This is a genomic window from Sphaerisporangium viridialbum (genome assembly GCF_049674955.1).
In the GTDB taxonomy this organism is placed as follows: domain Bacteria; phylum Actinomycetota; class Actinomycetes; order Streptosporangiales; family Streptosporangiaceae; genus Sphaerisporangium; species Sphaerisporangium viridialbum.
Genome location: NZ_CP187232.1, coordinates 6,412,525 through 6,435,118, shown reverse-complemented (window position 1 = coordinate 6,435,118; position 22,594 = coordinate 6,412,525). Strand labels below are relative to the sequence as shown.

At 68.1% G+C, this 22,594-nt stretch carries 30 protein-coding genes and 1 pseudogene; 16 read left to right on the top strand and 15 right to left on the bottom strand.

Annotated elements, in window-relative coordinates:
• The first annotated feature begins 34 nt into the window (after nucleotides 1-34).
• Together ACOZ38_RS29000 and ACOZ38_RS28995 are read left to right on the top strand one after the other, a co-directional pair.
• Entirely contained in the window at nucleotides 35-859 is an 825-nt protein-coding gene (locus ACOZ38_RS29000) for a LuxR C-terminal-related transcriptional regulator (protein ID WP_424537102.1), read from the top strand.
• A 47-nt stretch (nucleotides 860-906) separates the two neighbouring features.
• Entirely contained in the window at nucleotides 907-2,037 is a 1,131-nt protein-coding gene (locus ACOZ38_RS28995; protein ID WP_424534326.1) for a sensor histidine kinase, read from the top strand.
• 36 nt (nucleotides 2,038-2,073) lie between these two features.
• On the opposite strand, the gene ACOZ38_RS28990 is transcribed toward ACOZ38_RS28995, so the two are convergent.
• Both ACOZ38_RS28990 and ACOZ38_RS28985 read right to left on the bottom strand, forming a co-directional pair.
• The gene (locus ACOZ38_RS28990; RefSeq protein WP_424534325.1) at nucleotides 2,074-3,009 is read right to left on the bottom strand and encodes a peptidoglycan DD-metalloendopeptidase family protein; all 936 of its coding nucleotides are present in this window, start codon (nucleotides 3,007-3,009) and stop codon (nucleotides 2,074-2,076) included.
• Between the two features lie 322 nt (nucleotides 3,010-3,331).
• A complete protein-coding gene (locus ACOZ38_RS28985) occupies nucleotides 3,332-3,475 on the bottom strand; it encodes a hypothetical protein (RefSeq protein WP_424534324.1) in 144 nt (47 codons plus the stop codon).
• A gap of 399 nt (nucleotides 3,476-3,874) precedes the next feature.
• On the opposite strand from ACOZ38_RS28985, the gene ACOZ38_RS28980 reads away from it, so the two are divergent.
• The gene (locus ACOZ38_RS28980; protein WP_424534323.1) at nucleotides 3,875-4,759 is read left to right on the top strand and encodes a hypothetical protein; all 885 of its coding nucleotides are present in this window, start codon (nucleotides 3,875-3,877) and stop codon (nucleotides 4,757-4,759) included.
• Nucleotides 4,756-5,178, top strand: a complete 423-nt coding sequence (locus tag ACOZ38_RS28975) for a GntR family transcriptional regulator (protein ID WP_424534322.1) — start codon at nucleotides 4,756-4,758, stop codon at nucleotides 5,176-5,178. The genes ACOZ38_RS28980 and ACOZ38_RS28975 overlap by 4 nt, the downstream gene beginning before the upstream one ends.
• Before the next feature lie 262 nt (nucleotides 5,179-5,440).
• Here the strand turns inward: ACOZ38_RS28975 and ACOZ38_RS28970 are convergent, their stop codons facing one another.
• The 8 genes from ACOZ38_RS28970 to ACOZ38_RS28935 all read right to left on the bottom strand — a co-directional run bounded on the left by ACOZ38_RS28970 (nucleotide 5,441) and on the right by ACOZ38_RS28935 (nucleotide 10,671).
• Entirely contained in the window at nucleotides 5,441-5,695 is a 255-nt protein-coding gene (locus tag ACOZ38_RS28970; RefSeq protein WP_424534321.1) for a hypothetical protein, read from the bottom strand.
• A gap of 124 nt (nucleotides 5,696-5,819) precedes the next feature.
• Nucleotides 5,820-6,542, bottom strand: coding sequence for a pentapeptide repeat-containing protein (locus tag ACOZ38_RS28965; RefSeq protein ID WP_424534320.1), 723 nt, complete (start codon nucleotides 6,540-6,542; stop codon nucleotides 5,820-5,822).
• Nucleotides 6,543-6,773: 231 nt separating this feature from the next.
• Entirely contained in the window at nucleotides 6,774-6,962 is a 189-nt protein-coding gene (locus tag ACOZ38_RS28960) for a hypothetical protein (RefSeq protein WP_424534319.1), read from the bottom strand.
• Nucleotides 6,963-7,578: 616 nt separating this feature from the next.
• Nucleotides 7,579-8,061, bottom strand: a complete 483-nt coding sequence (locus ACOZ38_RS28955; protein WP_424534318.1) for a PIN domain-containing protein — start codon at nucleotides 8,059-8,061, stop codon at nucleotides 7,579-7,581.
• 56 nt (nucleotides 8,062-8,117) lie between these two features.
• Nucleotides 8,118-8,339, bottom strand: coding sequence for a hypothetical protein (locus ACOZ38_RS28950; protein WP_424534317.1), 222 nt, complete (start codon nucleotides 8,337-8,339; stop codon nucleotides 8,118-8,120).
• 166 nt (nucleotides 8,340-8,505) lie between these two features.
• Nucleotides 8,506-8,820 (bottom strand): type II toxin-antitoxin system PemK/MazF family toxin, encoded by a 315-nt coding sequence (locus tag ACOZ38_RS28945; RefSeq protein ID WP_424534316.1) that lies wholly within the window; start codon nucleotides 8,818-8,820, stop codon nucleotides 8,506-8,508.
• Nucleotides 8,817-9,077: a hypothetical protein gene (locus tag ACOZ38_RS28940; protein ID WP_424534315.1), complete on the bottom strand. Its 261-nt coding sequence runs from the start codon at nucleotides 9,075-9,077 to the stop codon at nucleotides 8,817-8,819. Before ACOZ38_RS28940 ends, ACOZ38_RS28945 begins: the two co-directional genes overlap by 4 nt.
• An 838-nt stretch (nucleotides 9,078-9,915) precedes the next feature.
• Entirely contained in the window at nucleotides 9,916-10,671 is a 756-nt protein-coding gene (locus ACOZ38_RS28935) for a recombinase family protein (protein ID WP_424534314.1), read from the bottom strand.
• 589 nt (nucleotides 10,672-11,260) lie between these two features.
• Between ACOZ38_RS28935 and ACOZ38_RS28930 the strand changes: the two genes are divergently transcribed.
• The 3 genes from ACOZ38_RS28930 to ACOZ38_RS28920 all read left to right on the top strand — a co-directional run bounded on the left by ACOZ38_RS28930 (nucleotide 11,261) and on the right by ACOZ38_RS28920 (nucleotide 12,808).
• The gene (locus ACOZ38_RS28930) at nucleotides 11,261-11,644 is read left to right on the top strand and encodes an RNHCP domain-containing protein (protein ID WP_424534313.1); all 384 of its coding nucleotides are present in this window, start codon (nucleotides 11,261-11,263) and stop codon (nucleotides 11,642-11,644) included.
• A 21-nt stretch (nucleotides 11,645-11,665) separates the two neighbouring features.
• On the top strand, nucleotides 11,666-12,097 hold the full coding sequence (locus ACOZ38_RS28925; RefSeq protein ID WP_424534312.1) for an RNHCP domain-containing protein: 432 nt from the start codon (nucleotides 11,666-11,668) through the stop codon (nucleotides 12,095-12,097).
• 192 nt (nucleotides 12,098-12,289) lie between these two features.
• Complete coding sequence (locus ACOZ38_RS28920; protein ID WP_424534311.1) at nucleotides 12,290-12,808, top strand: FBP domain-containing protein; 519 nt, start codon at nucleotides 12,290-12,292, stop codon at nucleotides 12,806-12,808.
• Between the two features lie 314 nt (nucleotides 12,809-13,122).
• Here the strand turns inward: ACOZ38_RS28920 and ACOZ38_RS28915 are convergent, their stop codons facing one another.
• The 3 genes from ACOZ38_RS28915 to ACOZ38_RS28905 form a co-directional block, all read right to left on the bottom strand.
• Nucleotides 13,123-13,668 (bottom strand): aminoglycoside phosphotransferase family protein, encoded by a 546-nt coding sequence (locus ACOZ38_RS28915; protein ID WP_424534310.1) that lies wholly within the window; start codon nucleotides 13,666-13,668, stop codon nucleotides 13,123-13,125.
• A 175-nt stretch (nucleotides 13,669-13,843) separates the two neighbouring features.
• A complete protein-coding gene (locus ACOZ38_RS28910) occupies nucleotides 13,844-14,164 on the bottom strand; it encodes a Tn3 family transposase (RefSeq protein ID WP_424534309.1) in 321 nt (106 codons plus the stop codon).
• Between the two features lie 97 nt (nucleotides 14,165-14,261).
• Entirely contained in the window at nucleotides 14,262-14,525 is a 264-nt protein-coding gene (locus tag ACOZ38_RS28905; RefSeq protein WP_424534308.1) for a Tn3 family transposase, read from the bottom strand.
• Nucleotides 14,526-14,764: 239 nt separating this feature from the next.
• Between ACOZ38_RS28905 and sigK the strand changes: the two genes are divergently transcribed.
• The 8 genes from sigK to ACOZ38_RS28865 all read left to right on the top strand — a co-directional run bounded on the left by sigK (nucleotide 14,765) and on the right by ACOZ38_RS28865 (nucleotide 21,273).
• Nucleotides 14,765-15,310: an ECF RNA polymerase sigma factor SigK gene (gene sigK / locus ACOZ38_RS28900; protein ID WP_424534307.1), complete on the top strand. Its 546-nt coding sequence runs from the start codon at nucleotides 14,765-14,767 to the stop codon at nucleotides 15,308-15,310.
• Nucleotides 15,307-16,044, top strand: a complete 738-nt coding sequence (locus tag ACOZ38_RS28895; protein ID WP_424534306.1) for an anti-sigma factor — start codon at nucleotides 15,307-15,309, stop codon at nucleotides 16,042-16,044. The genes sigK and ACOZ38_RS28895 overlap by 4 nt, the downstream gene beginning before the upstream one ends.
• A gap of 198 nt (nucleotides 16,045-16,242) precedes the next feature.
• Nucleotides 16,243-17,772, top strand: a complete 1,530-nt coding sequence (locus ACOZ38_RS28890) for a molybdopterin-dependent oxidoreductase (protein ID WP_424537101.1) — start codon at nucleotides 16,243-16,245, stop codon at nucleotides 17,770-17,772.
• A gap of 65 nt (nucleotides 17,773-17,837) precedes the next feature.
• Nucleotides 17,838-18,473, top strand: coding sequence for a fasciclin domain-containing protein (locus tag ACOZ38_RS28885; protein ID WP_424534305.1), 636 nt, complete (start codon nucleotides 17,838-17,840; stop codon nucleotides 18,471-18,473).
• A gap of 79 nt (nucleotides 18,474-18,552) precedes the next feature.
• Nucleotides 18,553-18,984 (top strand): DUF4383 domain-containing protein, encoded by a 432-nt coding sequence (locus ACOZ38_RS28880; RefSeq protein WP_424534304.1) that lies wholly within the window; start codon nucleotides 18,553-18,555, stop codon nucleotides 18,982-18,984.
• Between the two features lie 402 nt (nucleotides 18,985-19,386).
• Nucleotides 19,387-19,638 (top strand): STAS domain-containing protein, encoded by a 252-nt coding sequence (locus ACOZ38_RS28875; RefSeq protein ID WP_424537100.1) that lies wholly within the window; start codon nucleotides 19,387-19,389, stop codon nucleotides 19,636-19,638.
• A gap of 202 nt (nucleotides 19,639-19,840) precedes the next feature.
• Nucleotides 19,841-20,467, top strand: coding sequence for a hypothetical protein (locus ACOZ38_RS28870; RefSeq protein WP_424534303.1), 627 nt, complete (start codon nucleotides 19,841-19,843; stop codon nucleotides 20,465-20,467).
• Between the two features lie 398 nt (nucleotides 20,468-20,865).
• Nucleotides 20,866-21,273: a response regulator transcription factor gene (locus ACOZ38_RS28865; protein WP_424534302.1), complete on the top strand. Its 408-nt coding sequence runs from the start codon at nucleotides 20,866-20,868 to the stop codon at nucleotides 21,271-21,273.
• Nucleotides 21,274-21,347: 74 nt separating this feature from the next.
• Here the strand turns inward: ACOZ38_RS28865 and ACOZ38_RS28860 are convergent, their stop codons facing one another.
• On the bottom strand, nucleotides 21,348-21,485 hold the full coding sequence (locus ACOZ38_RS28860; RefSeq protein ID WP_424534301.1) for a hypothetical protein: 138 nt from the start codon (nucleotides 21,483-21,485) through the stop codon (nucleotides 21,348-21,350).
• Nucleotides 21,481-21,627, bottom strand: a pseudogene (locus ACOZ38_RS28855) (transposase); the annotation flags it as partial. The gene ACOZ38_RS28860 and the pseudogene ACOZ38_RS28855, both read right to left, overlap by 5 nt.
• 100 nt (nucleotides 21,628-21,727) lie before the next feature.
• On the opposite strand from ACOZ38_RS28855, the gene ACOZ38_RS28850 reads away from it, so the two are divergent.
• Nucleotides 21,728-21,901, top strand: a complete 174-nt coding sequence (locus tag ACOZ38_RS28850; protein WP_424534300.1) for a hypothetical protein — start codon at nucleotides 21,728-21,730, stop codon at nucleotides 21,899-21,901.
• Nucleotides 21,902-22,594 lie beyond the last annotated feature (693 nt).

Here is a 22,594-nt window from a genome sequence, read left to right as displayed (position 1 = left end):
CGACCACCTCTTGTGAGGTCTGGCGGGCGTGGCGATGATGGACGCACCTGACGGCAAGATCCGAACGGGGCGGGACACCGAGATGATCAGGGTTGCCATCGTGGATGATCACCCCATCGCACGGCGAGGGGTCGCGGCGACGCTGGCCGACATCGGCGGATTCAACCTGGTGGTCTCGGTCGGATCGCCGGCTGAGCTCGCCGAGTGGCTGGCCGGCGCTCCAGCCTTTCCCGACGTGGTGATCCTGGACCTCTATCACCATCTCGATCCGGATCATGACGGGCCTCGCCCCTGCCTCGACGCCGTCGCAGCCCTGGCGGGGAGCACTCGGGTGCTGGTGATGTCCGCCTTCGGCTCGTCGGATGATGTGCTGGGTGCGGTGCGGGCCGGGGCCGGAGGATACATCAGCAAGCAGGCCCAGCCAGCACAGTTCGCCACCGCCGTTGAGACTGTGGCGACCGGTGGTTTCTGGCTGTCCTCCCAACTCGCCGACATCCTCCAGACCCAGTTCCTGGGCACGTGGGCCCACGGGGCATCGCAGGCACAGCAAGCGCCACAGGTCGCCCCGGTACAGACCCGCCCCCCGCCGCAGGACTTGCCGCCTTCGCATGCCCGCCCCTCGTCGCAGATGCGGCCGGCACCGCAGGCTCAACCGGCGGTCAAGCTGTCGCCGCGCGAGGAGCAGGCGCTCGACCTGATCGCGCGAGGCTTCACGCATGCTCAGGCGGCCACCCGTATGGGGGTCAGCAAGGCAACCGTCGACACCTACGTCGAGCGCATCCGAGGCAAACTCCAGGTGGGTAACAAGGCGGAACTCACCCGAGCAGCCCTGCTGCGGCTGCGCGGGACCGGCAATTGACCCCCGACTCAGGCGGGGCGCATCTGGCACGCAGCGAGATGATGCTGATGCGGACAGCCGCACTCTTCCGGGTCGGTGGCATCTGCCAGATCGTTCTCGCTTTCACCACGATCTCGGCCCAGTACGGCAACGTCTGGCCGGCGGCATTGCTGGGGACGGCCGTGGCGGCGGAGAGCGCGCTGGTGGTCGCGATCTGGTGGCGGCACAGCCGGATCGACCCGCGGTGGCTCACCTTCGACGTGCTGCTGTGCGCCGCGGCGCTTTTCGCCGGCGGCTGGCTCTCGCCCCAGCACGAGAATCACACCTGGGCCTTTTTCATGTACCCGTTCACGCTGGTCTCCTGCGTGGCGATCGGCGCCGGGTACCGCCGCCTGTCTCAGGTTCTGGTCGCGACATTCGCACTGGTGACCGCTTACGTCGCGGCGAGCGTGGTCCTGCATGAGGACCCGGTGTGGAACCTGCCGCCCAACGCGTTGAGCTACGTCGCCAACACCGTGATCACCTGGCTCATCGCCCGCGAGCTGCGCCGCTCGGGGGCCGCCGCCGACGCCGGTGAGGAGAGGACGCTGGAACGGGCGGCGGAGCTGGCGCGCGAGCGGGAGGCCGCGCGGTACTCACGGGCGCTGCACGACCGTGTGCTGCAGACGCTGGAGACACTGTCCCAGGGCGGCTGGATCAGCGATCCCGGCCTGCGCGGGCACATCACCGCAGAGGCGGTGTGGCTGCGCGGCCTGGTCACCGGAGGCCCGCCCGACCAGCCCGACGACCTGCTTGCCGGGTTGCACTGCGTCGTCGCCGACCAGGCCCGGCGCGGCCTGCGGGTGGAGCTGAACGGCTCCGGGTTGTCGACACGAGAGGGGCGAGGGCGCGTCCCGCCGGCGGTCGTGGACGGCGTGTGCGGGGCGGTACGGGAGGCGCTCACCAACGTCACCAAGCACGCCGGGGTGACCAGCGCGGTAGTGCGGGCCCGGCTCTCCCCGGCGGCTGACGAGCTGACGGTCAGCGTCCTGGACCATGGCGCCGGGTTCGACCCGGCCGCGGTGACCGCCGGCGCCGGAACCGGCCTTGCCGCATCGGTGCGCGAGCGCATCATCTGCCTCGGCGGCGCGGTCGTCGTGGACAGCTCACCGGGCGCGGGCACCCACATCGAGCTTCGCGTGCCGCTGCCGCCCACGTAGTGCGTGAGCCACGTGGGCGGTGGCGGCGGCCGGTCGTCAGAAACAGACCTGCTGGCCCTTGGTGATCTGGTCGTAGTAGCCGGTGGTGCAGCTCAGGTGGTACAGGTGCCGCGGTCGGGCGCTCTGCCCACCGTACACCCCGCCTGCCGCCGTCAGCTTCGCGTTGTACATCAACGAGAAGTGCAGGTGCGGCGCGAATCCTCCGGTACCGCCGACGGCCCCGATGATGGTGTTGTTGGTGATCTGCTGGCCCGTGCGCACATAGAACGCGCTGAGGTGGCATACCACGCTCCACCAGCCGCCGCCATGGTCGACGATCACGTACAGGCCGCAGGTTTGCCAGCCGGACGGCGCCTGCCCGGCGTACTTCACCGTACCGGCGCCCCCAGGTGCGAGCACCGGGTCGCCCTGGTTCATGCCCAGGTCGAGGGCGTAGTACTGGTTCATGGAACTGCTGGTGTTGCAGTTCACGTGGTAGCCCTCGTTGTAGTAGCTCCCGTTCTGCCAGGCGTAGCCAGCGCCGCCGTTGGCCGCCGAGGTGAGCGGTGTCTGGAGGAACTTGGAGCTGGGCCAGTCGACGCAGCCGGCGGCCAGCGGCGGCACACCAGAGCTGTCACAGTGCGGGATGCCGGGGGAGTATCCATCGCCGCCGACCGTCGGCGTGTTCATGTACCAGTCGTAGACCCAGGTGCCATCGGCCAGCCGGTCCCATGTGGTGAACGGCTTGCCGTTGTACACCTTGCCGTCGACCTGGTCGCCGTTGTTGACCTGGCAGGAGACGTTGAGCGAGGTGCCGTTGGGCACGTAGCGGATGACGTGGTTGACGTGCGGCTCGCTCTGGATGGCTAGCCCTTGGGTGTCCGCGCCGGTCACCTGGTATGTCGCGGCGACGGCCGGCACGGCGAGCCCCACCACGCCGATCGCCGCCACACCCACAACGAGCATCACCGTGTACGCCTTTGTCTTTCTCAAGGTGGATAACACCATGGAGAACGTCCCTTCGGGAAGTCGAAGTGCTGACAGTGCCGACTCTCCGTTCCGGCGCGGTGCCTGTCACGTCGGCCAATACTTGTCGGTCGAACGCTCTACAGCCCTGGTCCTGATCTTGGTGAAGGAACCGATCCGAACCCGGCGACACCAAAGGGGGAGCACGGGGAAGGCGTGTGGAGGGAGGCCGACCTCATCCCACAGCCCATGGGAGCGGGCTACTTGCTCATCGGAGAGGCAATCCACAGCCATGAGCAGGAGGGCTACAACGCTCAACGCGGGTTTCTGCGCCGCCGCGCGTCCCCTGTCACTCGACGTCGAGGTCGAGGTCGCGGAGCTCGGCGCGTGCGGAGATCCCGAGCTTTGGGGAGGCCCGGTACAAGTGCGAGCCCACCGTCCGCGGGCGCAGGTGCATCCGGTCGCCGATCTCGCAGACGAAGTGGAACCGCAATCGTGCGTTCTAACTAATCGAGTAGTCGCTATTCTCCCCGATGCGACACCATCGGTCACTCACCGCGTTCGTCGAGGGCGTAGTGAGACCACAGGCTTCCGGCTTCCGCTGCCAGTGCGGTGACGTGGACATGGTGGTAGCCGAGCATCCGGGCGACGACCGCGGGCGGGGCTTGGAGGGCGAGTTGGGTTCCAGCACGGTAGCTGAGGACAGCAGGACAACGTGCTCGACGCCCGCTGTAGCGGCGGCGTCGACGAACTCGGCGAAGTGCGACGCCTCGGCGTAAGGGCTCCATCGACTCCGCGGCGGCGGACCCACGCGGAATTTGTATCAAGGAGTTGCGACAAGTGGCCGGATCGGGCAGGATTTGTATCACCTGGTTGATGCAAAGGAGATGGCATGGGCCCTGTGATCCCCCTTACCCTCGCGGTGCTGCTGGTGCCGGTCGCCGCACTCCTCGCTGTACTGATATCGCTGAACCGCGTGGTCTCAGCGCCGGCCGGCGGCGATCTGTCTGTGCTGCGCGTAACCACGACACGGCGCCTCTGGGCGCGGCTTGCCGGGCTGGTGGTCGGCCTCGCGGCCTCCTGGCTCGCGTTGAGCTGGGACGGCCTCGGCCGGGGGCCGATGCTGGCCGCCCCCGTCCTGGGCATCGGCCTGCTGCTGGGCACGTTGGCGGGAGAGCTCGCCGCGCCACGCCCCCACGGGCCGATCCGGGGTGCGTCACTGGAGATCAGAAGGGCGCGTGACTACCTGCCCGGGTTCTCGGCGCGGCTGGCCGGCGCGCTCTCACTGGTGAGCGTCCTGCTGCTGTCCGTCACGTCCGTCACGGCGAGCACCGACGACCTGGGGCGTGCAGGGCGGGAGCTGGCCATGACCAGCCCCGACGGCACGGTGCGCAGCGCGACCGGTCCGTGGCCCGGCTGGTTCTACGCGTGGCCCATGTTGGCCGTGCTCGCGACCGCGTTCCTGCTCTCCGCGTTGGTGGTGCATCGCGTCGTGCAGCGTGGACGCCCGGGTCTCGACGCGGCGGCGAGAGCCGTGGACGACGTGCAGCGCGCCCATACCGCTCGCGTGGTCACCGCGGCCTACGGCCTCTGCGTGGCCCTGCCGCTGACCGGTGTCGCGGTCGTCGCCGCGGGAGCCCTCTTCGGACAGAGCGATTTCGGCGGCTGGACCGCGCCCGCGGCGTTCGGTCTCCTGGGGATCGCGGTCTTGGCCGCGGGCTCGGCCACCTGGTACCTGGCCGAGTTGCACTCCCGACCAACGATCAGAACATCATGATCGAGGTCGATGTCACCAGCCCCTCACCGCCGTACGAGCAGATCCGGGCACAGTTCGCAGAGCTGATCAAGTGCGGGGTGCTGGCCGTCGGCACCCGGCTCCCTCCGGTTCGCCAGCTCGCCGCCGACCTCGGCCTGGCGGCGGGCACGGTGGCGCGGGCGTACAAGGAGCTGGAGCAAGCCGGATATGTCACCGGAAAACGCGGCGGCGGCACCCGAGTTCTGCCGCAATCCGAACCTCGGACGGCGCGAGCGGAGCTGATCAGGGGCCACGCCCGCGCCTACCTCGCCGAGGTGACCCGCCTTGGTGGATCCGCTGAGGAAGCGATCGCCGCCCTGTCCGATGCGGCCGCCGCCCTCCACCCAGGCGAGGGCGCGGACCGTGAGTGGCTCGACCTCCCTGGGTTGGGGATGTTATAGGGGGTCTGGTGGAGACAGCTAATCAAGGAGACAGCTAATCAAGTAGTCGCTATTCTCCTCGATGCGACACCTTCAGTCACTCTCCGCGATCGTCGGGGGCGTAGTGGGACCACGGGCTCCCGGCCTCCGCTGCCAGTGCGGTGACGTGGACATGGTGGTAGCCGAGCATCCGAGCGACGACCGCGGGTGGGGGCTTGGAGGGCGCCCTGGCGGATGGCCGCGGTGCGGCCGTGGAGAGCCCATCAAACCCGGTACTTGACAGTCAGGTGCGGTTGAAGACTGGGAACCATTCCCAGTGAGCCTTGATCACGCTGGGTAGCCCCGGGCGTGCCTCGCCTCCAGGCCGCAGACATGAGTGAAGCCCCTTGCTAATTAGCTCGATCGCGGTTGTGTGCAGCACGTGGGAGACCTGGGCGGCGACATCCGGATCGCTGATCCCGGGGTAGTCGCCGACGAGTTCTCCGATCAGGTGGAGGGCGCGGGCCTCAGCCGCTTCGCGGTCGCCGATGGCAGGCACGGTCGTACCTGCTGTTGCTCCCCATCGCGGTCTCCTGCTGCGTCGCCGTCCGAGACGTCGGTCGCCACGGGAAGCATGGCGGGCCGCCGAGCGCTTTCCCCACCCGGCGCCCGGTCCGCAACGTTTAGCATTGTTCGAACGAATGTTCTAGCTCCCGAGGTTCATAGCGCGCGCGGCTGAACAAGACCACACTGCCGGAGAAGGTGGCGCTGCTAAAGAAGATTCCGTCACCAGAAAAGACGGCGTCGAGGAACGAGACCCGGCCGCCGGAGAAGACAGCGCCTGTGAAGTCAGCGCTGGCATCGAAGGTGACGCCGGTGAAGTCAAAGTTGTGTCCGTGCCAGGGGACGGCGGCATTACGGTAAAGATGGGTACCGATGAGCCGGATGGCAGTGGCGCGTACCTCGCGCATAGCGAGCCAGCTGCTATGCCTGACCGGGTCCTGGCCGATATCGGGTTCGGGTTCGAGAGGCATACGCAGGTAGGCGCACAGGACGTCGATGCACATCTGGCGGCCGCCCGCCCAGTCATCGGCGAGGGCGGCCAGGGCATGGACGCCGGCCAGACGGACCGCGGGGGCCTCGGAGCCGAGCTTGTCGGCGGCCTTGTCGAAGCGTTCGGCGTACAGCTTGGTGTCCTCGCGCCGGGCCGTAAGCCGGGCGCGATGGTTTTCTTCCTCCGCCAGGCGCTGTTTGCGGTAGGCAACAACCAGGGCGACGGCGCCACCGATGCCGCCAATCACGGCCAGGGAGATCTTGATGATTTCCAGCAGATTGCCCGTGTCAAGCGTGAGCTTAGACGGCAGGCCGATCCAGGCCACGGCAGCGGCCAGCAGTCCGCCGGCCATGAGCGTCGCCGCAACCAAGGTGAGGGCCAGGGCGCTCCCAGGCACACGCGGCTGGCCCCGGGGCCTGCCGGATGGGTGGCACGCCGCCTGGGAATGGTCATTTCGTTGACGTGGAGTTTCGTCATCGGTGTCCGTGACTTGGTCATGTGATGTCAGTGGCACCGTCGCCAGAGTCCCCACTGTGCCTTCGAACCGGGACGGGCTCCTTGCGCTGTGGGAGGCATGGGGGTGTTAGGTGCGCGGGGCGCTGACCGCGAGCAGGGCGGCAGCCAGCGCCCGGGCCGCGACCGATGAGTTAGCGGCGTCGCCGAGCGGGATCGCAGCGCTCAGATGGTAGGCGGTGATGATGCCGTCTGCGTTGGTGATGGCCTCAATGGGGGCACCGGCCATCAGCACGCCGAAGCGCCCCTGGGCGCTCACTACGGACAAGAACTCGCCCGCCGCACCGCGGAGCGCCGTTGGCGCGCGCCCTCCCAAGCGGCGACCCTCCCCGCCGACGACCTCACCGACCCGCACGCCAGAGCCCGCACAGACCCCCGCATCGCCACTGCCCCCTCTGGCAGACTCCCGTGAGAACCGGCTCACCCTCCATGACGCGCGTTGCCGAAATAACGAGCCCAGCCGTGAGACCATCCGTAACCGAGCAACGCAGCCCGCAAGCACGAGAGAGGGTGCTCCGATTTCGGTAGGCCGGATGTGCCGGAGCACCCTCAGGGCAGCCAACACCGCCACCCCGTCATAACGATGACCCATATGGCCGGAGCTACACCGACACAGCGCAAAAAAGTAAGACAGGATGAGCGGTTCAAAGTTTCTCTACTGGTTCAAGGCGGCAGCGCTCCGCGCCGCCGCACCCGGTCACTGTCGCCCTGCCGCACGCCGGCACGCTCGTGGTGGAGGCGTGGGAGTCGCGGGCCCCAGCGGTCGCGGAATGGGCGACGAAGTTCGACATCCCGGTCGTGGCCCCGGGGCTGGCGCTTGGCCGAGGGCGTCTGGTGGGGGTGCCGCGACCATGTCGCCGTGGCACCCCCACAGGTTAGTCTTCGTGAGGCTGCGGGATCTTCCTGGTCTGAATTCCAGCAGCGCGGGCGCGCATCGACTGACCCGTGTCGAAGGTGATCAGGGTGATAGGGCGGCCTGCGAGCGCCTGGATCAAGACGACCTGGTCCACGATCTCGTCGTCATTGATCGGTAGCCGAACGTGTCCACGCGAATCGACAACGACCTCCACGGAGACCTGGCCGCGCGGGATCCCGCCCGTGTTCAACGGCGTGTAGTCCTCCGGCCGGAGCTCTGCGGCTTGCGTGGGATTGGGCAATAGCCTGTCGAGTTCGGTCAGGCTGTGTCTGGCTCGCCAGCGGACATGGCTATTCTTGGACTCCTTCAGGCCATCCAGCTCGTCAACCACGACCATCGGCACCAACAGGTAAATGGGCTCCTCCCGGATGTGCAGGAGGCTGGCAAGGTCCCAGTCTTCGATCTTGTCTGGATGGTGGATGAAGAGGCTTGTGTCTGCCACGACAAAGACGCCGGGACGCGACCAGCGTTCGATCTGCTCTCCGAGGCGCTGAGCGGCTAAGCCCAGACCAACTCTCGATCCTCCAGTTCGGTGGAAATAAGCTCTTTCAGCCGGTCGGGGGGCAGTGACGACCAGGTCAGCGATTGCAAGGTCCAGTACCGCTTGGTCAGAACAAGATGGTCTAGGTCTGCGGCGCTGATGTGGTGACGCAGGAGATAGACCGCGTTGTCCACCCAGTTGAGATAGAGGGCGTGCAACTGCTGGGCCTGCACATCCAAGGTGTCTGACGTACTTCGCTCACCCGCGAGTACACGTTCTGTAATGCTTTGAGCGCGTTCTCCCGGTTCCCCCCGGGCGGTAACTTGACCAACACGCCCTGATCTTCCGCGCCGGCGCGTAGGAGGCATGCGCATGGCGTACTGGCGTACATCTCGGGCCGGGTCATCAGGCGGTGATCCCGAAGATGGTCGCTACCATGCCGCGGACCGCCTGGAGTTGCGTCTCGCCGAGGTCGCCGACCTTCCCCTTCAGCCGGACCGCCGAGACCGTCGCGATCCGGTCGATCATGGCGGCCTGGCCGTCGCCGACGTCGATGACGAACGCGGTCAAGGTGCTGGCCATGTCCGCGGGCTCGACGTACGCCGTGAGGACGTTGTCGCCGTAGAGCGTGTGGTAGAAGTCGCCCGAGACGATCAGCCGGGTTTCCTCGCGGTCGCCGAGCTGTACGGTCCACAGCTCTCCGAAGCGGTGATTGCTCACGCGGCTTCTCCCGCGCGACGGACCTCGGCGGCGGTGGCGATGTCCTGGCCGGCGATCTGCTCGTCGGCCTCCTGGCGGTCGACGGCGGGGGGGCCGTAGTAGACGGCGCGGGCGCGCGGGTCGTGGGTAGCGGCGACCTCTCGGAGGATGCCGCGCATGATGAGTGCCGAGACCGACATGTTGCGGCTCTCGGCGTGCTGGCGAGCGAGTTCGAGCACCCACTCATCAAGCGTGATCGATGTTCTGTCTTTAGCCATAGCCGGAGTGTACCCACGCAGTATTACGACGGGTATGTGCTGACCGGATTACACCGAAATTGGAACAGTTTTTCGATGCCGAAGCCTTTCGAACTAGGCGCGGGAATGTGGCTCCTGCAGCCAAGCGGCGCAGGGTGTGGGCCGCTTCATCGTGTGCCGGGGAGGCGTCCGAGATGTGCTGTGCGAAGCGCTCGATACACCTTTGCCGGGGCCTTGAAGCTGCTGTTGCCCTCTTGGTGCTTATGCCGGGTAGGTGCGTCTATATGCCCTTGCCGAGTCGCCAGAGCCTCGGCATGGGGTGTGACCGAGTTACGCGCCAAAGGGGCAACGGGATGATCTTGAAGCCCTGGCGGGGTCCGGAGTGCACCGGAGAACGTGACGTACGGGACTGGCGAGCATGATGTAGAGGCGTCATATGCGCTGGTAGCGGTCGAATCTGCAACGGCTGGACGTCACGCTGCGGTGCGGACCCTGCGAGCGGCTCGGCGGCGCCAGGCCCTGGAGCGGCACTTTCCCGAGCAATACACCGTGTCGCAGCGACGGCCCCCGCCGGCGAAGGTGATCTGGCCACAGACTGGGCAGGTCAGAAGCCGGATCATGCAGGTATCGCCGTTCCACTCCGCCTCGCCGGGCATCGGCCCGAGTCTCCAAGCCCGGTCGGCGGCCTTGCGCTCCCGGTAACGCCTGAGCACGGCAGACGTCATCGCAGTACAGGCGCCGGGCTGATGTGCTCCTTGGCAGCCGGGCCCCGCAGGAGGCACAGAAGCGGATACGGGCCACGCCTCCAGGATCGCTCGCCAGCTCGTACGGGGAGGCTTCCTGGCTTCGCCGGACGGGCTCAGGCCGTGCCGTCGGCCGCGTCGCCTTCGGCGAGGGCGCGGTAGACGGTGGCGACCGAAGGGCGCTGACCCTTGTTCTTGCCCGAGGTGATGACGAGCTTCTGGGCGATCTGCGGCACGGGCACGCTGTTGGCCCGCAGGCTGCGGGCGTAGTCAACCATGTCGTCGTCGACCACCTTGGGCCGCCCACCGTGCCGACCGCGTTCGCGGGCGGACGCCTGTCCTTCGAGGGACTTCTCCCGGATGTACTCGCGCTCGGACTCCGCCATGCTGGCGAAGAACGCGAACAGGGCGGCGCCGTGCCCGGACGGGTCATACACCCCTTGGAGGGGGCCGGTGAAGAATTCGAGCTGGATGTCGTGGTGGCGCAGGTCCTCGGCGATCGCCAGGAGCTCGGCGGCGCCGCGTCCCAGACGCTTCATCTCGTGCATCGCGAAGATCACCCGCTGGTGGGGGACGGCATTCTTGATGGTTCGGGCGAAGTCCATCGCCTTGACGAACTCGGGCCGGGCCTTAACGCGGGTGCTGATCTTCTCGGAGAAGACCGGGTCGCACCCGGCTTCCGCCAGCGCGTCGAGCTGACTCTGGAGTTCTTGCTGGGCGGTACTGCACCTCGCGTAGCCCACTCTCGTGGGCTTCGTGGTGGCCTCCGGCGCGGCGGCGTCGATGGCCGGGCCCATCTCCCATGTGTGTCCGGGGCCGCGGTCGGCGGGGGTGCGGACTTCGAGCTCGGCGCGGAGCTGGGGCGCCAGCATGAAGCGCGGGGTGTGGTACTTGGGGGCGACTTTGCCGCCGCGGGTGCGGCAGGTGCTTCCGGCGCGATTTCTCAGAACTACTCATTTCTGCGAGCACGAAGCGTGACAGCTCCTTGGGGGCCAACGGGGCAGTCGGTGTTGGTGCGGCGGCCTGCTGCGGTCGCTGGGTGAGCGGACACCCTCGGGCAAGGGTGACAACCGTCACCCGGGGCGTCGGATCGGGGTACCCAACGACACGTCTTCGCTACTCACGGCAGTGGAGCCGTGCCCGATAATCCGTTGGCACCCACCTGGGAGCTGTTGTTACTCTGGCGGAGTTCCTTCGGTCTGCTCTGGGCCTGCTGTGCCCTAGAAAAGAGATTCTGTGTTCCGGCCCGCGCCGAGCGCGCCTCGCTGCACCGCCTAGCCGTCCGTCTCCTTGATGCCGTCCCTCGCGGACGGTGACCGGACGTGATTTTTCCGGTGCCCTGACCCAGCCCACACCCCCACGCCAGCACTCATGTCGCGGCGTATGGGGTGGGTGTCTTCGTCGAGGCCGCTCGGCCTGCTCTTGCTGTCATTACAGACTTCTCAGCAAGGAGCACCCCGGGTGTCCAGCACCAACAAGACTCTTTCGAGCACTCCACACAACATCCTTAAGACCGGCACGTTCTCCTGCGTGTGGTGCGGCCTGACCTTGTCCGCCGCCGCAGGCGACGGTACACGGCGGAATCACTGCCCGTCGTGTCTGCACTCCCAGCACGTTCTCGACCACGTCGAGGGCGGCCCCAGTGACTGCCAGGGCCGGATGTCGCCGATCGCCATCGCCGTGCTGCGCACCGGCGACTGGATGGTCATCCACCGTTGTGTGCGCTGCGACGAGCTGACCTCCAACCCTATCTGCGCCGACGACAACCAGCTCATCTTGATGCGCATGGCCGTGCGGCCACTGGCACAACCACCGTTCCCGCTCGAAGTGTTCGGCGACCTGTGAACCGGAAGGAGAAGACCGGCCATGCCGAGACGAGTGAAGAACCCCCGCGGGCGTGCGCAGGCCGCACGGCGGCCGCAGCGGCACAAGGACGTCCTCCACAGCCAGCAAGGGCACCGGGCGAACGATTTCCGGTGCTTGGGCTGCCGACTGGACGTGTCCCTGGACGCGCCCGGCACCACGCACCGCAATCACTGCCCGAACTGCCTGGCCAGCCTGCACGTCGACCGACGGATCCCTGGCGACCGGGCCGCGGACTGCCGCGGCCGGATGGAAGCACTGAGCATGTCGGTACGGCCCGACGGCGAGTGGATGATCATCCACCAGTGCTTGTCCTGCGGTGAACTCAGCGCCAACCGCATCGCCGGCGACGACAACGCACTGGCCCTGGTACGCCTGGCGCTCAAACCGCTGAGGGACACCAGCATCGCCCATCGCATGCTGCTCGCACTGTGACCCAGGCCACACCTCGCGACGTCGTGTCACAGGACGCCGGCGACGAACGCGGTCAGTTCGTGCAGCGTCCTCCAGCCCGTTCTCACCCCGCGATGCATGGTGAGCCAGCGTGCCGACGCCTCGACGCACAGGATTCCTTCGGTCCCTGTCTCGATACACGTTGCACCCGTGTGCAACTCGCTAGGAGAAGCCATGCGCCCCATGACCAGGGAAGAGGTACGCGGCGCGATCGTGAACCTGGACCAAACCGAAAAAAGGGTTCGACTACCAGCCTGGTTCGACGACGCCCCGTGGCACCAGATCGACTACCTCGGGTGGCGAGATCTGCGCGCCCCGAAACGCGCCTACCTCGTCACCGAGGCCGACGACCAGGCGTTGGGAGTGCTGCTGCGGCAGGCCCCGAACGAAGCGGCACACGGATCGCGCGCAATGATGTGCGACCTGTGCCGGTTCACCCGCCGGTTCAACGAGGTTTCACTGTTCACCGCTCGACGCCCATCACGCGACAAACGCGAACGCCTGAACGCACTCGGCCTTCGGCTGTGCACCGATCTCGACTGCGCGGTAAAGATGCACCCCAAGCCGATCCGCCAAGCCTTCGATCCCCCGGTCGACGAAATCGCTGCGCGCCGCGAAGGCATGCGTTCGCGCACGATCGCCTTCATACGTTCGGTGTCCGACACCCAACGAACCACGCCACACAGAAGGTGATGTGATCGAGACAGGGAAACACTGAGATCTTCTCGGCAACCCGAGGTTGCAGTGAGTGACGGCCAGCTGGACGACGTATGGTGAGCTGACGGCAGATGGGTGTGAAGCCCCTGGTTGGAACAGCTCTGCGAAGACGGGCCCCACGGTGTGGTGGACCGGTCACGGTGCGCCGCCCGAGCAATACCAGCGGACCGAGCTCCACCATGAGCTCGGCCCGCTGGTGTTGCTCGGCGCGGGGAGTCGCCCGGCGCCGAGCAGCGCGATGACTTCGGTATTCGGCGACGACTTGAAGCGGCGCCGGTCGTCACCGGCTCTTACCCAAAGCGTTCGAACACGGCCTGGAGGTAGTCCTCCAGCCTGGCGGTCAGCTTGTCGGGAGTGAGTTCCGTGCGGCCCAGTGCGGCCAGGGGGACAGCGAGCCTGTCGACATTGGGCGCGTACACCAACGCGGCGAGCAGGCGCCAGTAAAGGTGGGCGGCGGGGTCCTTGGCCAACTGTCCGCTGGCCGCGAGGTAGAGGTCCGCGAACCGCATCCCGGAGGGAACGCCGTGCAGCACGGCCAAGGCGGTAGAGCAGTGCGCCACGTCCAGGTCGGCCGGTCCCCACGAAGTCTCCACCCAGTCGACGATCCCGCCGACCTGCGGATCTTCGTCGGAACCGGTGAACAGGACGTTACCGGGGTGGAAGTCGCGGTGCAGGAAACATCCCTGGTACCCGGGAGGCGGCTGACGGATGCCGTCCACGGCCCGCTGCCACAGCTCCAGCCGCCCGCTGTCCTTAGGCAGCGGGACGTCCTCGGGCGAGATCCATGCTTCGTAGGTCTGCGGCTCCGACCCTGGGGGCAGACGCACGTCGCGCACAAGGCATACCCTTCCACCGGCCTCCCACGCCCGCACGAAGTCCCACCACCACGTCCGGGACCTCCTCCCGCCTGGGGAAGCAGCCCATCCGCTGATACGACTTCAGCGCCACCAGCAGCGCGAGCTGGTGCTCATAGGAGTCGGTGCCCTCAGCCGCCGCGCCGGTCCTCCTGCGTCAGCAGATCCGCCGATTCAGGAACGGGACATCTTGCAGCATCACGGTATTAATGTAGACGAGCGCGGCCTGCAAGATCCGAAGGCACAGCACCGCCATCTCCATATCCTCACGCCGGTTGGTCGCGATGTCGCCGCCCTTGCCGTAGAAGATGATCGAATTGGCTCCGTCGAAGGCCTCCACCACGTTCAGGCCCTCCTGGATCTCCCGCTGCAGCGAGCGCAGCCGCAGATACCGCGCTACGAAGATGCTCTTTTGGGCGCGGCCGACCTCCAGCATCGCCTGGTAGGTGGCTGAGGCGGCCTCGGTGAACCGGCGCAAGATCGCCTCGGTGGAGGCAGTGCCCTGCTTGATCTCGGTCGCGTACTTGATCGTCGTCGTAGTTGTTCTCGATCAGCTCCCACCGGATCGGGCCGCGTCAGCGCTGGCCCCAGCCGCGGGTACAGGTCGCTCCCGCCAGCTCCACCCGATACAGCTTGACCTGCTTGATCTGGGACAGCAGGTCGAAGCCCAGGAGTCTGGTCACCCCGAATCCGATCTCGGAGTGGACGTGGGAGTCTACATCGTTGCCCTCGATCTTCATGCTGGTGCCGTGCCGTGCCGTGCCGTGCCGGACCGCGCCCTCGGCCATCGCATGCCCCTCTGAGGCGGACGCGCGCAGCGTCTGGGAGTGCACCACCATCGACCCGCCAGAAGATGAGGATGCCGCGACCTCCGTTGACGAACCCCTGATCTCAGATGTCCGTCAAACCGGATCAAGCCCGTATCCTCCGGGGCGGGGTGGGCATGGGGCGTGCTGCGGGTTGGCCAATCCATGGCGTGTGGTGCTCCGAACGCCTTGATGTGAGGGCGTGTCGTCGGGCAGGAGGGTTCATGGGGCCGGAAGGCGAGATGCGCGGGAAGCGGACTGGGGAGCAGCCCATGCCCGGGCTGGAAGAGCTGCTGGGGGCGGTCGCGCGCGGCGACCGGTCGGCGTTCGAGCGGTTGTACGACGTGATGGCCCCTCGGGTGTTCGGGCTGGTCCTGCGGGTGGTGCGCGATCGCGCGCAGAGCGAGGAGGTCGCGCAGGAGGTGCTGGTGGAGGTATGGCGGAGTGCGGCCCGCTACGAGGCTGCCCGGGGGTCGGTGCTGGCGTGGGTGATGACGATCGCGCATCGGCGGGCCGTCGACCGGGTGCGGTCGGCGCAGGCGGGCAGCGATCGGGAGGAGCGGGTGGCGCGCATGCAGGTGCATCGGCCCTTCGACGAGGTGGCCGAGTCGGTGGAAGGCCGGCTGGAGCGCGAGCGGCTGCGCCGGTGCCTGGAGGGGCTGACGTCCCTGCAGCGCGAGTCGGTGACCCTGGCCTATTACGGCGGATACTCCTATCGTGAGGTCGCCGAGCTGGTGAAGGCGCCGTTGGGCACGGTGAAAACGCGGATGCGCGACGGGCTGATCCGGCTGCGCGACTGCCTGGGGGTGGGGCAGTGAGACCCGATCCTCACACGCTCGCGGGCGCCTACGCGCTGGACGCCATCGACGACGAGCTGGAACGCCGCCGGTTCGAGGAGCACCTGACCGGCTGCGCCGAATGTGCGGAGGAGATCGCCACGTTGGTCGAGACGGCCGCCCGGCTGGGCCAGGCCGCGGCGGTCGAGCCTCCGGCCGAGCTTCGCCGGCAGGTCATGGCCCGGATCGGGCAGGTACGCCATCTGCCGCCGGCGGTCGTCGCGCCCGCGCCGAGGCGCCGGCGGCCCGCGGGGTGGCGTACGTGGTCGGCGGCGGTGACCACGGTCGCCGCGGTGGCGGCGACCGTGGTCTTCGGTGTGGCGACCGTGCGCGTCCAGGACAGGCTCGAACAGGCGGAGCAGGCCAACCGGCAGGTCTCGGCGGTGCTGGGCGCGGCCGATGCCCGCCTCGCCACGGCCACCACCGATGGCGGTCGTGGCACCGTGGTGGTATCGCGCTCGCAGGGCAGGCTGGTGTTCGTGGCCGCGGGGCTGGCGCCGCTGCCGGACGGCCGCGCGTACCAGCTGTGGCAGATCGCTCCAGGTCGCATCCGGTCGGCGGGGCTGCTGAGTACCGACTCCGGAGGGGAGCGCATGGCGATGGTGACGGCCCCCGCTCCGGGCGCGACCAAGCTCGGCGTGACGATCGAGCCCGTCGGCGGCTCCGCCCAGCCCACCAGCCCGCCGCTGCTGCTGGTGGACGTGCCCGCTGCCTGACCTGGCCCAGGCCCCGGATCTCACCTCGAGAACCGGGGCCTGACTCATGCGCCGGACCTCGCCTCTGGGAACCGGGGCCTGACTCATGTGCCCGGCACGGCCGGGAAAGACACCAATCCTGCTCACGCGCAGCTCCGAAGCCGTGGTGTGACAGTCAAAGGACCCAGGGCCGCGGCAGCGGCGTCCGGAGTGCTGGCGATGGCGGTCGCGCTGGGCGCGGCACAGCTGGCCGCGGCGCTGGATCGGCCGCAGGCGAGCCCGCTGGTGGTGGTGGGATCGGCGTTCATCGACCTGACACCGGCCTGGCTGAAGGACTTCGCCATCCGCACCTTCGGCAGCGACGACAAGCTGGTCCTGCTGCTCGGGCTGGCGGTCGTGCTGGTCGTGGTGGCGGCCTTCGCCGGGGTGGCCGCGCCTCGCCATCCCGTCCTGGCCACCGCCGCACCGGTCGTACTCGGGCTGGTCGGCTGTGCCGCGGCGCTGTCGCGGCCCGACGCCATCGTGGTGGACGTCGTACCTTCTCTCGTCGCCGCCCTCGCAGGCGTGCTCGCCCTACACGCGCTTCGCCGTGCCTGGTCACGGGTCTTCCCCGCCGTGGCCACCGGTGGGGAGCCGATCACCGGGTATCCCGGCACCGCATTCGACGGCGCCTCCGGTTCGACGGGTGACCGGCGCACGCTGTTGCGTGGCGGCGCGCTGATGATCGGACTGGCCGCTCTCGGCGGTGGTGCGGGACGGGCCGTCACCGCGGTACGGCAGGCCGCCGCGGATCCGGGACCCCTGCGTCTGCCCGCGCCCACCGATCCGGCGCCGGCGCTGCCGCGCGGCGTGGACCTGCGCTTGACCGGGCTGGGCCCGTTCACCACGCCCAACGCCGACTTCTACCGGGTCGACACCGTGCTGGTGGTTCCGCGTGTGCCTCACGAGCAGTGGCGGCTGCGCGTCTACGGCCTGGTCGAGCGACCCGTGGAACTCACCTTCGCCGACCTGCTCGCCCTGCCGCTGGTGGAGCGGGACATCACCCTCACGTGTGTGTCCAACGAGGTCGGCGGGCCGTACGTGGGCAACGCCCGCTGGCTCGGCGCCGACCTGGCCGCCCTGCTCAGGCGAGCGGGGGTGCGCTCGGGCGCCGACCAGATCCTGTCGCGCTCGGCCGACGGATGGACGTGTGGCACCCCGGTGCAGACCGTGCTGGACGGCCGCGACGCGCTACTGGCCGTCGGCATGAACGGCCGGACGCTGCCACCCGAGCACGGCTTCCCCGCCCGCATGCTGGTGCCCGGCCTGTACGGCTACGCGTCGGCCACCAAATGGGTGACCGACATCAAGCTCACCCGTTTCGCCGACGAGCAGGCCTACTGGACGCGAAGAGGCTGGGCCGAGCGGGCACCGATCAAGACCGCCTCACGCATCGACGTCCCCAGGCCCTTCGCCCAGGTCGATGCCGGTCGCACCATGATCGCCGGGACCGCATGGGCGCAGCACCGAGGCGTGGCCGCCGTCGAGGTCCGTATCGACGGCGGAGCGTGGCGGCAGGCGCGGCTGGCCGCCTCCGCCAACCTCGACACCTGGCGGCAGTGGCACCTGGACTGGCTCGCCGCCCCCGGCCGGCACCGCCTCGAAGTACGTGCCACCGACGTCACCGGCCACACCCAGCCCGACCATCGGGCGCCGCCGTTTCCTGACGGTGCCACCGGCTGGCACTCGGTCGTGGTGACCGTCCGGTGACCCGACCGCGGAACCACGAACCTCCATCCCCGACCCACAGGAAACCGACAAGAAAAGGAATGATCATGAACACTCGTCTCCTCGCCCTGCCCATCCTGGCCGTGGCGGTGTCGTTGACCGCGGCCTGCGGCGGCGGTGCCGGCACCTCCACCGCCCCGGCCGCCGCCAGCCCCGCGCCGGCCCCGGCGACCCAGACCCCCACGGCCTCGGCGACGGCATCGGACGCGGCCATGCCGTTCGGCGCCGCCTGCTCGGCCGTCCCCGCCTCGGGCAAGGGCAGCTTCGCCGGCATGGCCGAGGACCCGGTCGCCACCGCCGCGTCCAACAACCCGGTGCTGTCCACGCTGGTCACCGCCGTCAAGAAGGCGGGGCTCGTCGACACGCTCAACGCCGCCGACGGCGTCACCGTGTTCGCGCCCACCAACGACGCCTTCGCCAAGATCCCCAAGAAGACCCTGGACAAGGTCCTGGCCGACAAGAAGACGTTGACCGACATCCTCACCTACCACGTCGTCCAAGGCCGCAAGACCCCCGCCGACCTGGACGACGGCTCCTTCGCCACTCTGCAGGGCGGCAAGGTGACCACCACCGGCTCCGGAGAGGACTACAAGGTCGGCGACGCCGCCGTGGTCTGCGGGAACGTCACCACCCGCAACGCCACCGTCTACATCATCGACACCGTCCTGATGCCCAAGAACTGACCCCTGCCTGCAGCCGTACCTGACTACGCCCGACCCCGGGTACGCCGGGCCATCCACGTGACCCTCCAAGGAGAAACCGATGAACACCTCCCATGCCCGCCGCTCCCCGCAGCATCTGGCCGCTGTCACCGTCGCGGCAGCGTTCCTGCTGGTCGGAGTCCTGGGCTTCGTGCCCGGCATCACTACCGGATACGGTGAACTCGCCTTCGCCGGGCACCACTCCGGCGCGCTGCTGCTGGGTGTGTTCCAGGTATCCATCCTGCACAACATCGTCCACCTGGCCTTCGGCGTCGCCGGGCTGTTGCTGGCCCGCACCCGGGGCGGCGCCCAGGTCTTCCTCATCGGCGGCGGGGCCGTCTACCTGGTGCTGTGGGTCTACGGGCTCCTCATCGGCCACGGCAGCGCGGCCAACTTCGTCCCCGTCAACACTGCCGACAACTGGCTGCACCTGATCCTCGGCCTTGCCATGATCTCGCTCGGGCTTCTGTTCAGACGCCACCCTGCCCACTGAAGTGCAAACCGGTGGCTAAGGTGACTTCCCCGGCGCTGGGTGCGTCTCTTAAGATCCCGGCACTTTCGAGACGCCCCCACCCGGGCCAGGACGCTCGCTGACTGGCGCGGCCAGGGTCGTCTACCTTCCTCTACGGATCTCACCATGCAACAGCAGGACTCGCCACGGCCACTGGCGGCTTACGGCGCGGAAGGAATGTCATGACCCAGCACGACGACTCAACCGAGCACGTCGGGCGAGCCCAGCGGACCCGGTCGGGTGACGAGTTGGAAGTCACCGTCGAATTCGATGAGCCCGGCACGTGGGCGGTGGTGCACGTGCGCGGAGAGGTGGACTTCAACACCGCCCCGGTGCTGGGCACCATGGTCAGGAACCTGTGGGACGTCATGACCGGCGGTCAACCTGGTACTGGACTTGGGCCCAATGACGTTCTGCGACTCCATGGGCCTGGGCCAGATCCTCGCCGTCTTCCAGGACTGCCAAAAGCGGAGAGTAGGACTGCTGCTGGTCACACCGCCGTCCGGGCTACGCCGCACCCTGCGCTACACCGGCCTGGACCAGGTGCTGCAGATGCGCGACAGCCTGCACCAGGCACTGACCGAGCTGCAAGAAGATCCTCCCGAGGTCACCGGCCGCACCGCGTCCGCCACCTAAGACAGTCAAAACACTCCCCGGCTTGAACCACTCACCCAGCAGCAACAGGCTGCCCACGCCCGGACAACTGAGCGGTCTCCCGAGTACGCCACGCGCGGCCCCTCAAGTACGCCAATCGGACATGGGCACCTGAAGGCCTTCTGCTAGGTCAGCATCGCCATCCAAACCCGACCCCTTATCCTCCCGACAGAAACGGTAAACGATGACCCCCACCACGACCGTCTCCGCGCGCCAGCTGATCGAGAAGGCGGCCAAGGGGCAGTACCGCACGGTTTGCACCCCTTCGGTGCTGGACGCCGCCGCGAAGGTGCTGGCCGATCTCCACACCACCGGGCAACGCCACGGCATCGCCTCCACCGACTGGGTCGGGGTCCACGGCAGCGACAATCGCCTCGCCGAGGCGCTCCTGGCAGGCTGGGCGACCGCGTGCCGACGGGCCTCGCTCGGCGACCTAGACGACCCGCTCGCCCTGCTCACCGAGGCCGCCCAGCGCGCCGGGCTGGCCATCATGGACGCACGGGCGGCCGGTAACGTGGACGCCGGCGCGGCGAGCACCGGCATCGAGCCTCACCGGGTCTCCATCCGCCTGGCGCGTCTCCCGCAGACGCCGCCGTGGGGCCGGGACGGTGTGGCACCCCTCGTGGTCTCCCTCGACCGGTTCGACGACCAAGCCAGCCCCGCGTGGAAGTGGGAGCTGTCCCCAGGCATCGGCGAGCCCAGCACCCAGATGGTGCAGGTCGTCACGTCCCCGCCATCGCCCACCGCGGCCGATGAGGTGCTCGCCGTCGCCCACCAGGTCCTCACCGGCGCACTCCGCCTCTACCGCTGAACCACCGGCATCGCCGCCGGTCTCGACCAGGCGGTTGCCCTACGGCTACTGCTTTCGACCGTCCGCCCAGCACTCCTACGCCTGCACGCGAGCGCCCGCCTTACAGGCTCCATACCTCTGACCGAGGCGGGCGGCATCGCACGCCGCCCAGATGGGAGCCCCTATCGGCCCGCCGACTCGCGCGCCGGCTTACTCAACGCCGCAGACCAGACCTGATGGAACACCGTGCGCCCGCTGCTGTTGCTTGGACCCGTCCGGCCCTGCCTCCGCACAAGTTTTAGTTGGGTGTCGAATCCCTGCTCGACTGACGGCGTGGATGACATCCGCATCCCTCCAGTACCGGCAGCCCCCATCCCTGCTTCGTGGCAGCGGCACCTCCAGGTTTCCCGCTGGCTGCGATGCGCTTCGCTTCCGCTTGTTGCGATCCTGTGGTCATGCGTCTGAGCTGCCTGATCATCGATGACTGCGATCACTTCAAGAAGACCGCACGCCGCCTGCTCGAAGCCGAGGGGGTCGCCGTCGTCGGCGTGGCATCCACAACCGCCGAAGCCCTTCACCTGTACGCCGAGTTCCGGCCGGATGTCGTGCTGGTCGATCGCGGCGAGGAGAGCGGATTCGATCCGGCCGGGAAACTCGCGGACACAGCGACCGGGGATCCGCCACGTGTCATCATGATCTCCACCTACGACGAGCAGGACGTCGCGGAGATGGCCGCTGCCAGCCCCGCCATCGCCTTCCTGTCGAAGCCGAACCCGTCAGCGCGGGCGATCAGCGAGATCCTGGGGCAAGCCCACTACGGAGCCTGATTTCGTCACGCCGCGACGGCTTCATTTCGGGCGACGTCAGCCGCATCGTCCGGGCCGGGGGCTGAAGGTCGTCATCAGCTTGACGGGGCCATGCGGAGCCAGTCGGCGTAGTACTCCTCACCGTACCCGTGCTTGACCTTGCTCCAGCCGATGCCCTCGACGGCCGCCAGGCCAGCCTGGATGTCCTCGTAGCTCACGCGATCACCGGCCATGCCAAAACCAAGACTGTGACGGCTTCGGCGAGGTCATACCCGAGCCGTAGCCGAGTTCGTGAGGCAGGTGTTCCCAGGTGATCCCGGTGTGCAGCACGAACAAGATGCCCTGCAAGGCAGGCCGATCATCGAGTCGCTTGCGGCTCAGATGGGGTGCTGTTAACTAACGTGTCATGGGCCGCCAAACCTGGATGATCCCTCGGCTGACCTTCCTGTAATGCCGGACAGCCTGGAGCGGATCTATGGGCATGGAGCGTCCGCCGCTTGGCATGGATGAACTGGTTGACCACTGGACGGTGCTGAGCGATGAGGCCGGCCTGGTCAGCGCGAAGCAGGAAGACACTCGTTTGGCCTTCGCGCTGCTGGTCAAGTACTTCACGCAGAGACTCCGCGAACCTGCCAAAGCACCGGGGTAGCCGCCAGGGCTACCGCGAATCGATCGCTACCTCCGCCGGTACCGGTCGTTGGCCGCACGCTCGCTGGTCCCCGCCGCCGCCGCGAGCTGGCGCACCGAGTACGAGCTGGAACTGCGCGCCGAACGCCAGGCCGAAGGGCTCGCCGCCGCCAGGAATCCGGGCAGATGCTGCCCGGCAAGAAGCGCATGGGCCGCCCCAACGTCTCCGCCGCCTGGTCGAGCAAGAAGGCGTATCGGTCACCGAAGCTGCCCGCACTCTCAAGATCGGCCGATCCACCGCCTACGTCGCTCTCGCGCCCCGCTGACTTGGGGCATTAGCCATCCGCACCCGTTTCTCCCGTATTCCGGTGGCACCTTCAGAACCGCCAGTTCGGCGGGGGATTAAAACGGGCTGCGGGCTGGGGGAGAAACCGCAGGTGACCCTGCACGATCCGGCGCCGACAACGGCAGTCGAGGCGTGGCTATGGCAGGTCCTGCACCTGTCCGGCGCCAGCGCGAGCCTTCCGGCGCCTATGGCGGAACCCACCGGCGTCGCCGGAGTATCCGCCGTACCGGTCCGTTTGCAGCTGGTAGTCAGCCGCCTGAGGCGCCGACCTGACCAGGCCCGCAACGCATAGCGGGGGCTCCGGTTCCCCTTGAGCGGCGACCAGGGGCCCGCCGAATCCGGCTTCTCGCTTCCATCGTTGCGGCATGG

What these genes read in the sequence shown, in the direction of transcription:
- ACOZ38_RS29000 (WP_424537102.1), top strand. Translation starts at nt 35, where the DNA reads ATGATGGACGCACCTGACGGCAAGATCCGAACGGGGCGGGACACCGAG.
- ACOZ38_RS28995 (WP_424534326.1), top strand. Translation starts at nt 907, where the DNA reads ATGCGGACAGCCGCACTCTTCCGGGTCGGTGGCATCTGCCAGATCGTT.
- ACOZ38_RS28980 (WP_424534323.1), top strand. Translation starts at nt 3,875, where the DNA reads ATGGGCCCTGTGATCCCCCTTACCCTCGCGGTGCTGCTGGTGCCGGTC.
- ACOZ38_RS28975 (WP_424534322.1), top strand. Translation starts at nt 4,756, where the DNA reads ATGATCGAGGTCGATGTCACCAGCCCCTCACCGCCGTACGAGCAGATC.
- ACOZ38_RS28965 (WP_424534320.1), bottom strand. Translation starts at nt 6,542, where the DNA reads ATGGCCGGCGGACTGCTGGCCGCTGCCGTGGCCTGGATCGGCCTGCCG.
- ACOZ38_RS28940 (WP_424534315.1), bottom strand. Translation starts at nt 9,077, where the DNA reads ATGGCTAAAGACAGAACATCGATCACGCTTGATGAGTGGGTGCTCGAA.
- ACOZ38_RS28935 (WP_424534314.1), bottom strand. Translation starts at nt 10,671, where the DNA reads ATGCTGGCGCCCCAGCTCCGCGCCGAGCTCGAAGTCCGCACCCCCGCC.
- ACOZ38_RS28925 (WP_424534312.1), top strand. Translation starts at nt 11,666, where the DNA reads ATGCCGAGACGAGTGAAGAACCCCCGCGGGCGTGCGCAGGCCGCACGG.
- ACOZ38_RS28920 (WP_424534311.1), top strand. Translation starts at nt 12,290, where the DNA reads ATGCGCCCCATGACCAGGGAAGAGGTACGCGGCGCGATCGTGAACCTG.
- ACOZ38_RS28905 (WP_424534308.1), bottom strand. Translation starts at nt 14,525, where the DNA reads ATGGTGGTGCACTCCCAGACGCTGCGCGCGTCCGCCTCAGAGGGGCAT.
- sigK (WP_424534307.1), top strand. Translation starts at nt 14,765, where the DNA reads ATGCCCGGGCTGGAAGAGCTGCTGGGGGCGGTCGCGCGCGGCGACCGG.
- ACOZ38_RS28890 (WP_424537101.1), top strand. Translation starts at nt 16,243, where the DNA reads ATGGCGGTCGCGCTGGGCGCGGCACAGCTGGCCGCGGCGCTGGATCGG.
- ACOZ38_RS28885 (WP_424534305.1), top strand. Translation starts at nt 17,838, where the DNA reads ATGAACACTCGTCTCCTCGCCCTGCCCATCCTGGCCGTGGCGGTGTCG.
- ACOZ38_RS28880 (WP_424534304.1), top strand. Translation starts at nt 18,553, where the DNA reads ATGAACACCTCCCATGCCCGCCGCTCCCCGCAGCATCTGGCCGCTGTC.
- ACOZ38_RS28870 (WP_424534303.1), top strand. Translation starts at nt 19,841, where the DNA reads ATGACCCCCACCACGACCGTCTCCGCGCGCCAGCTGATCGAGAAGGCG.
- ACOZ38_RS28865 (WP_424534302.1), top strand. Translation starts at nt 20,866, where the DNA reads ATGCGCTTCGCTTCCGCTTGTTGCGATCCTGTGGTCATGCGTCTGAGC.
- ACOZ38_RS28860 (WP_424534301.1), bottom strand. Translation starts at nt 21,485, where the DNA reads ATGGCCGGTGATCGCGTGAGCTACGAGGACATCCAGGCTGGCCTGGCG.
- ACOZ38_RS28850 (WP_424534300.1), top strand. Translation starts at nt 21,728, where the DNA reads ATGGGCATGGAGCGTCCGCCGCTTGGCATGGATGAACTGGTTGACCAC.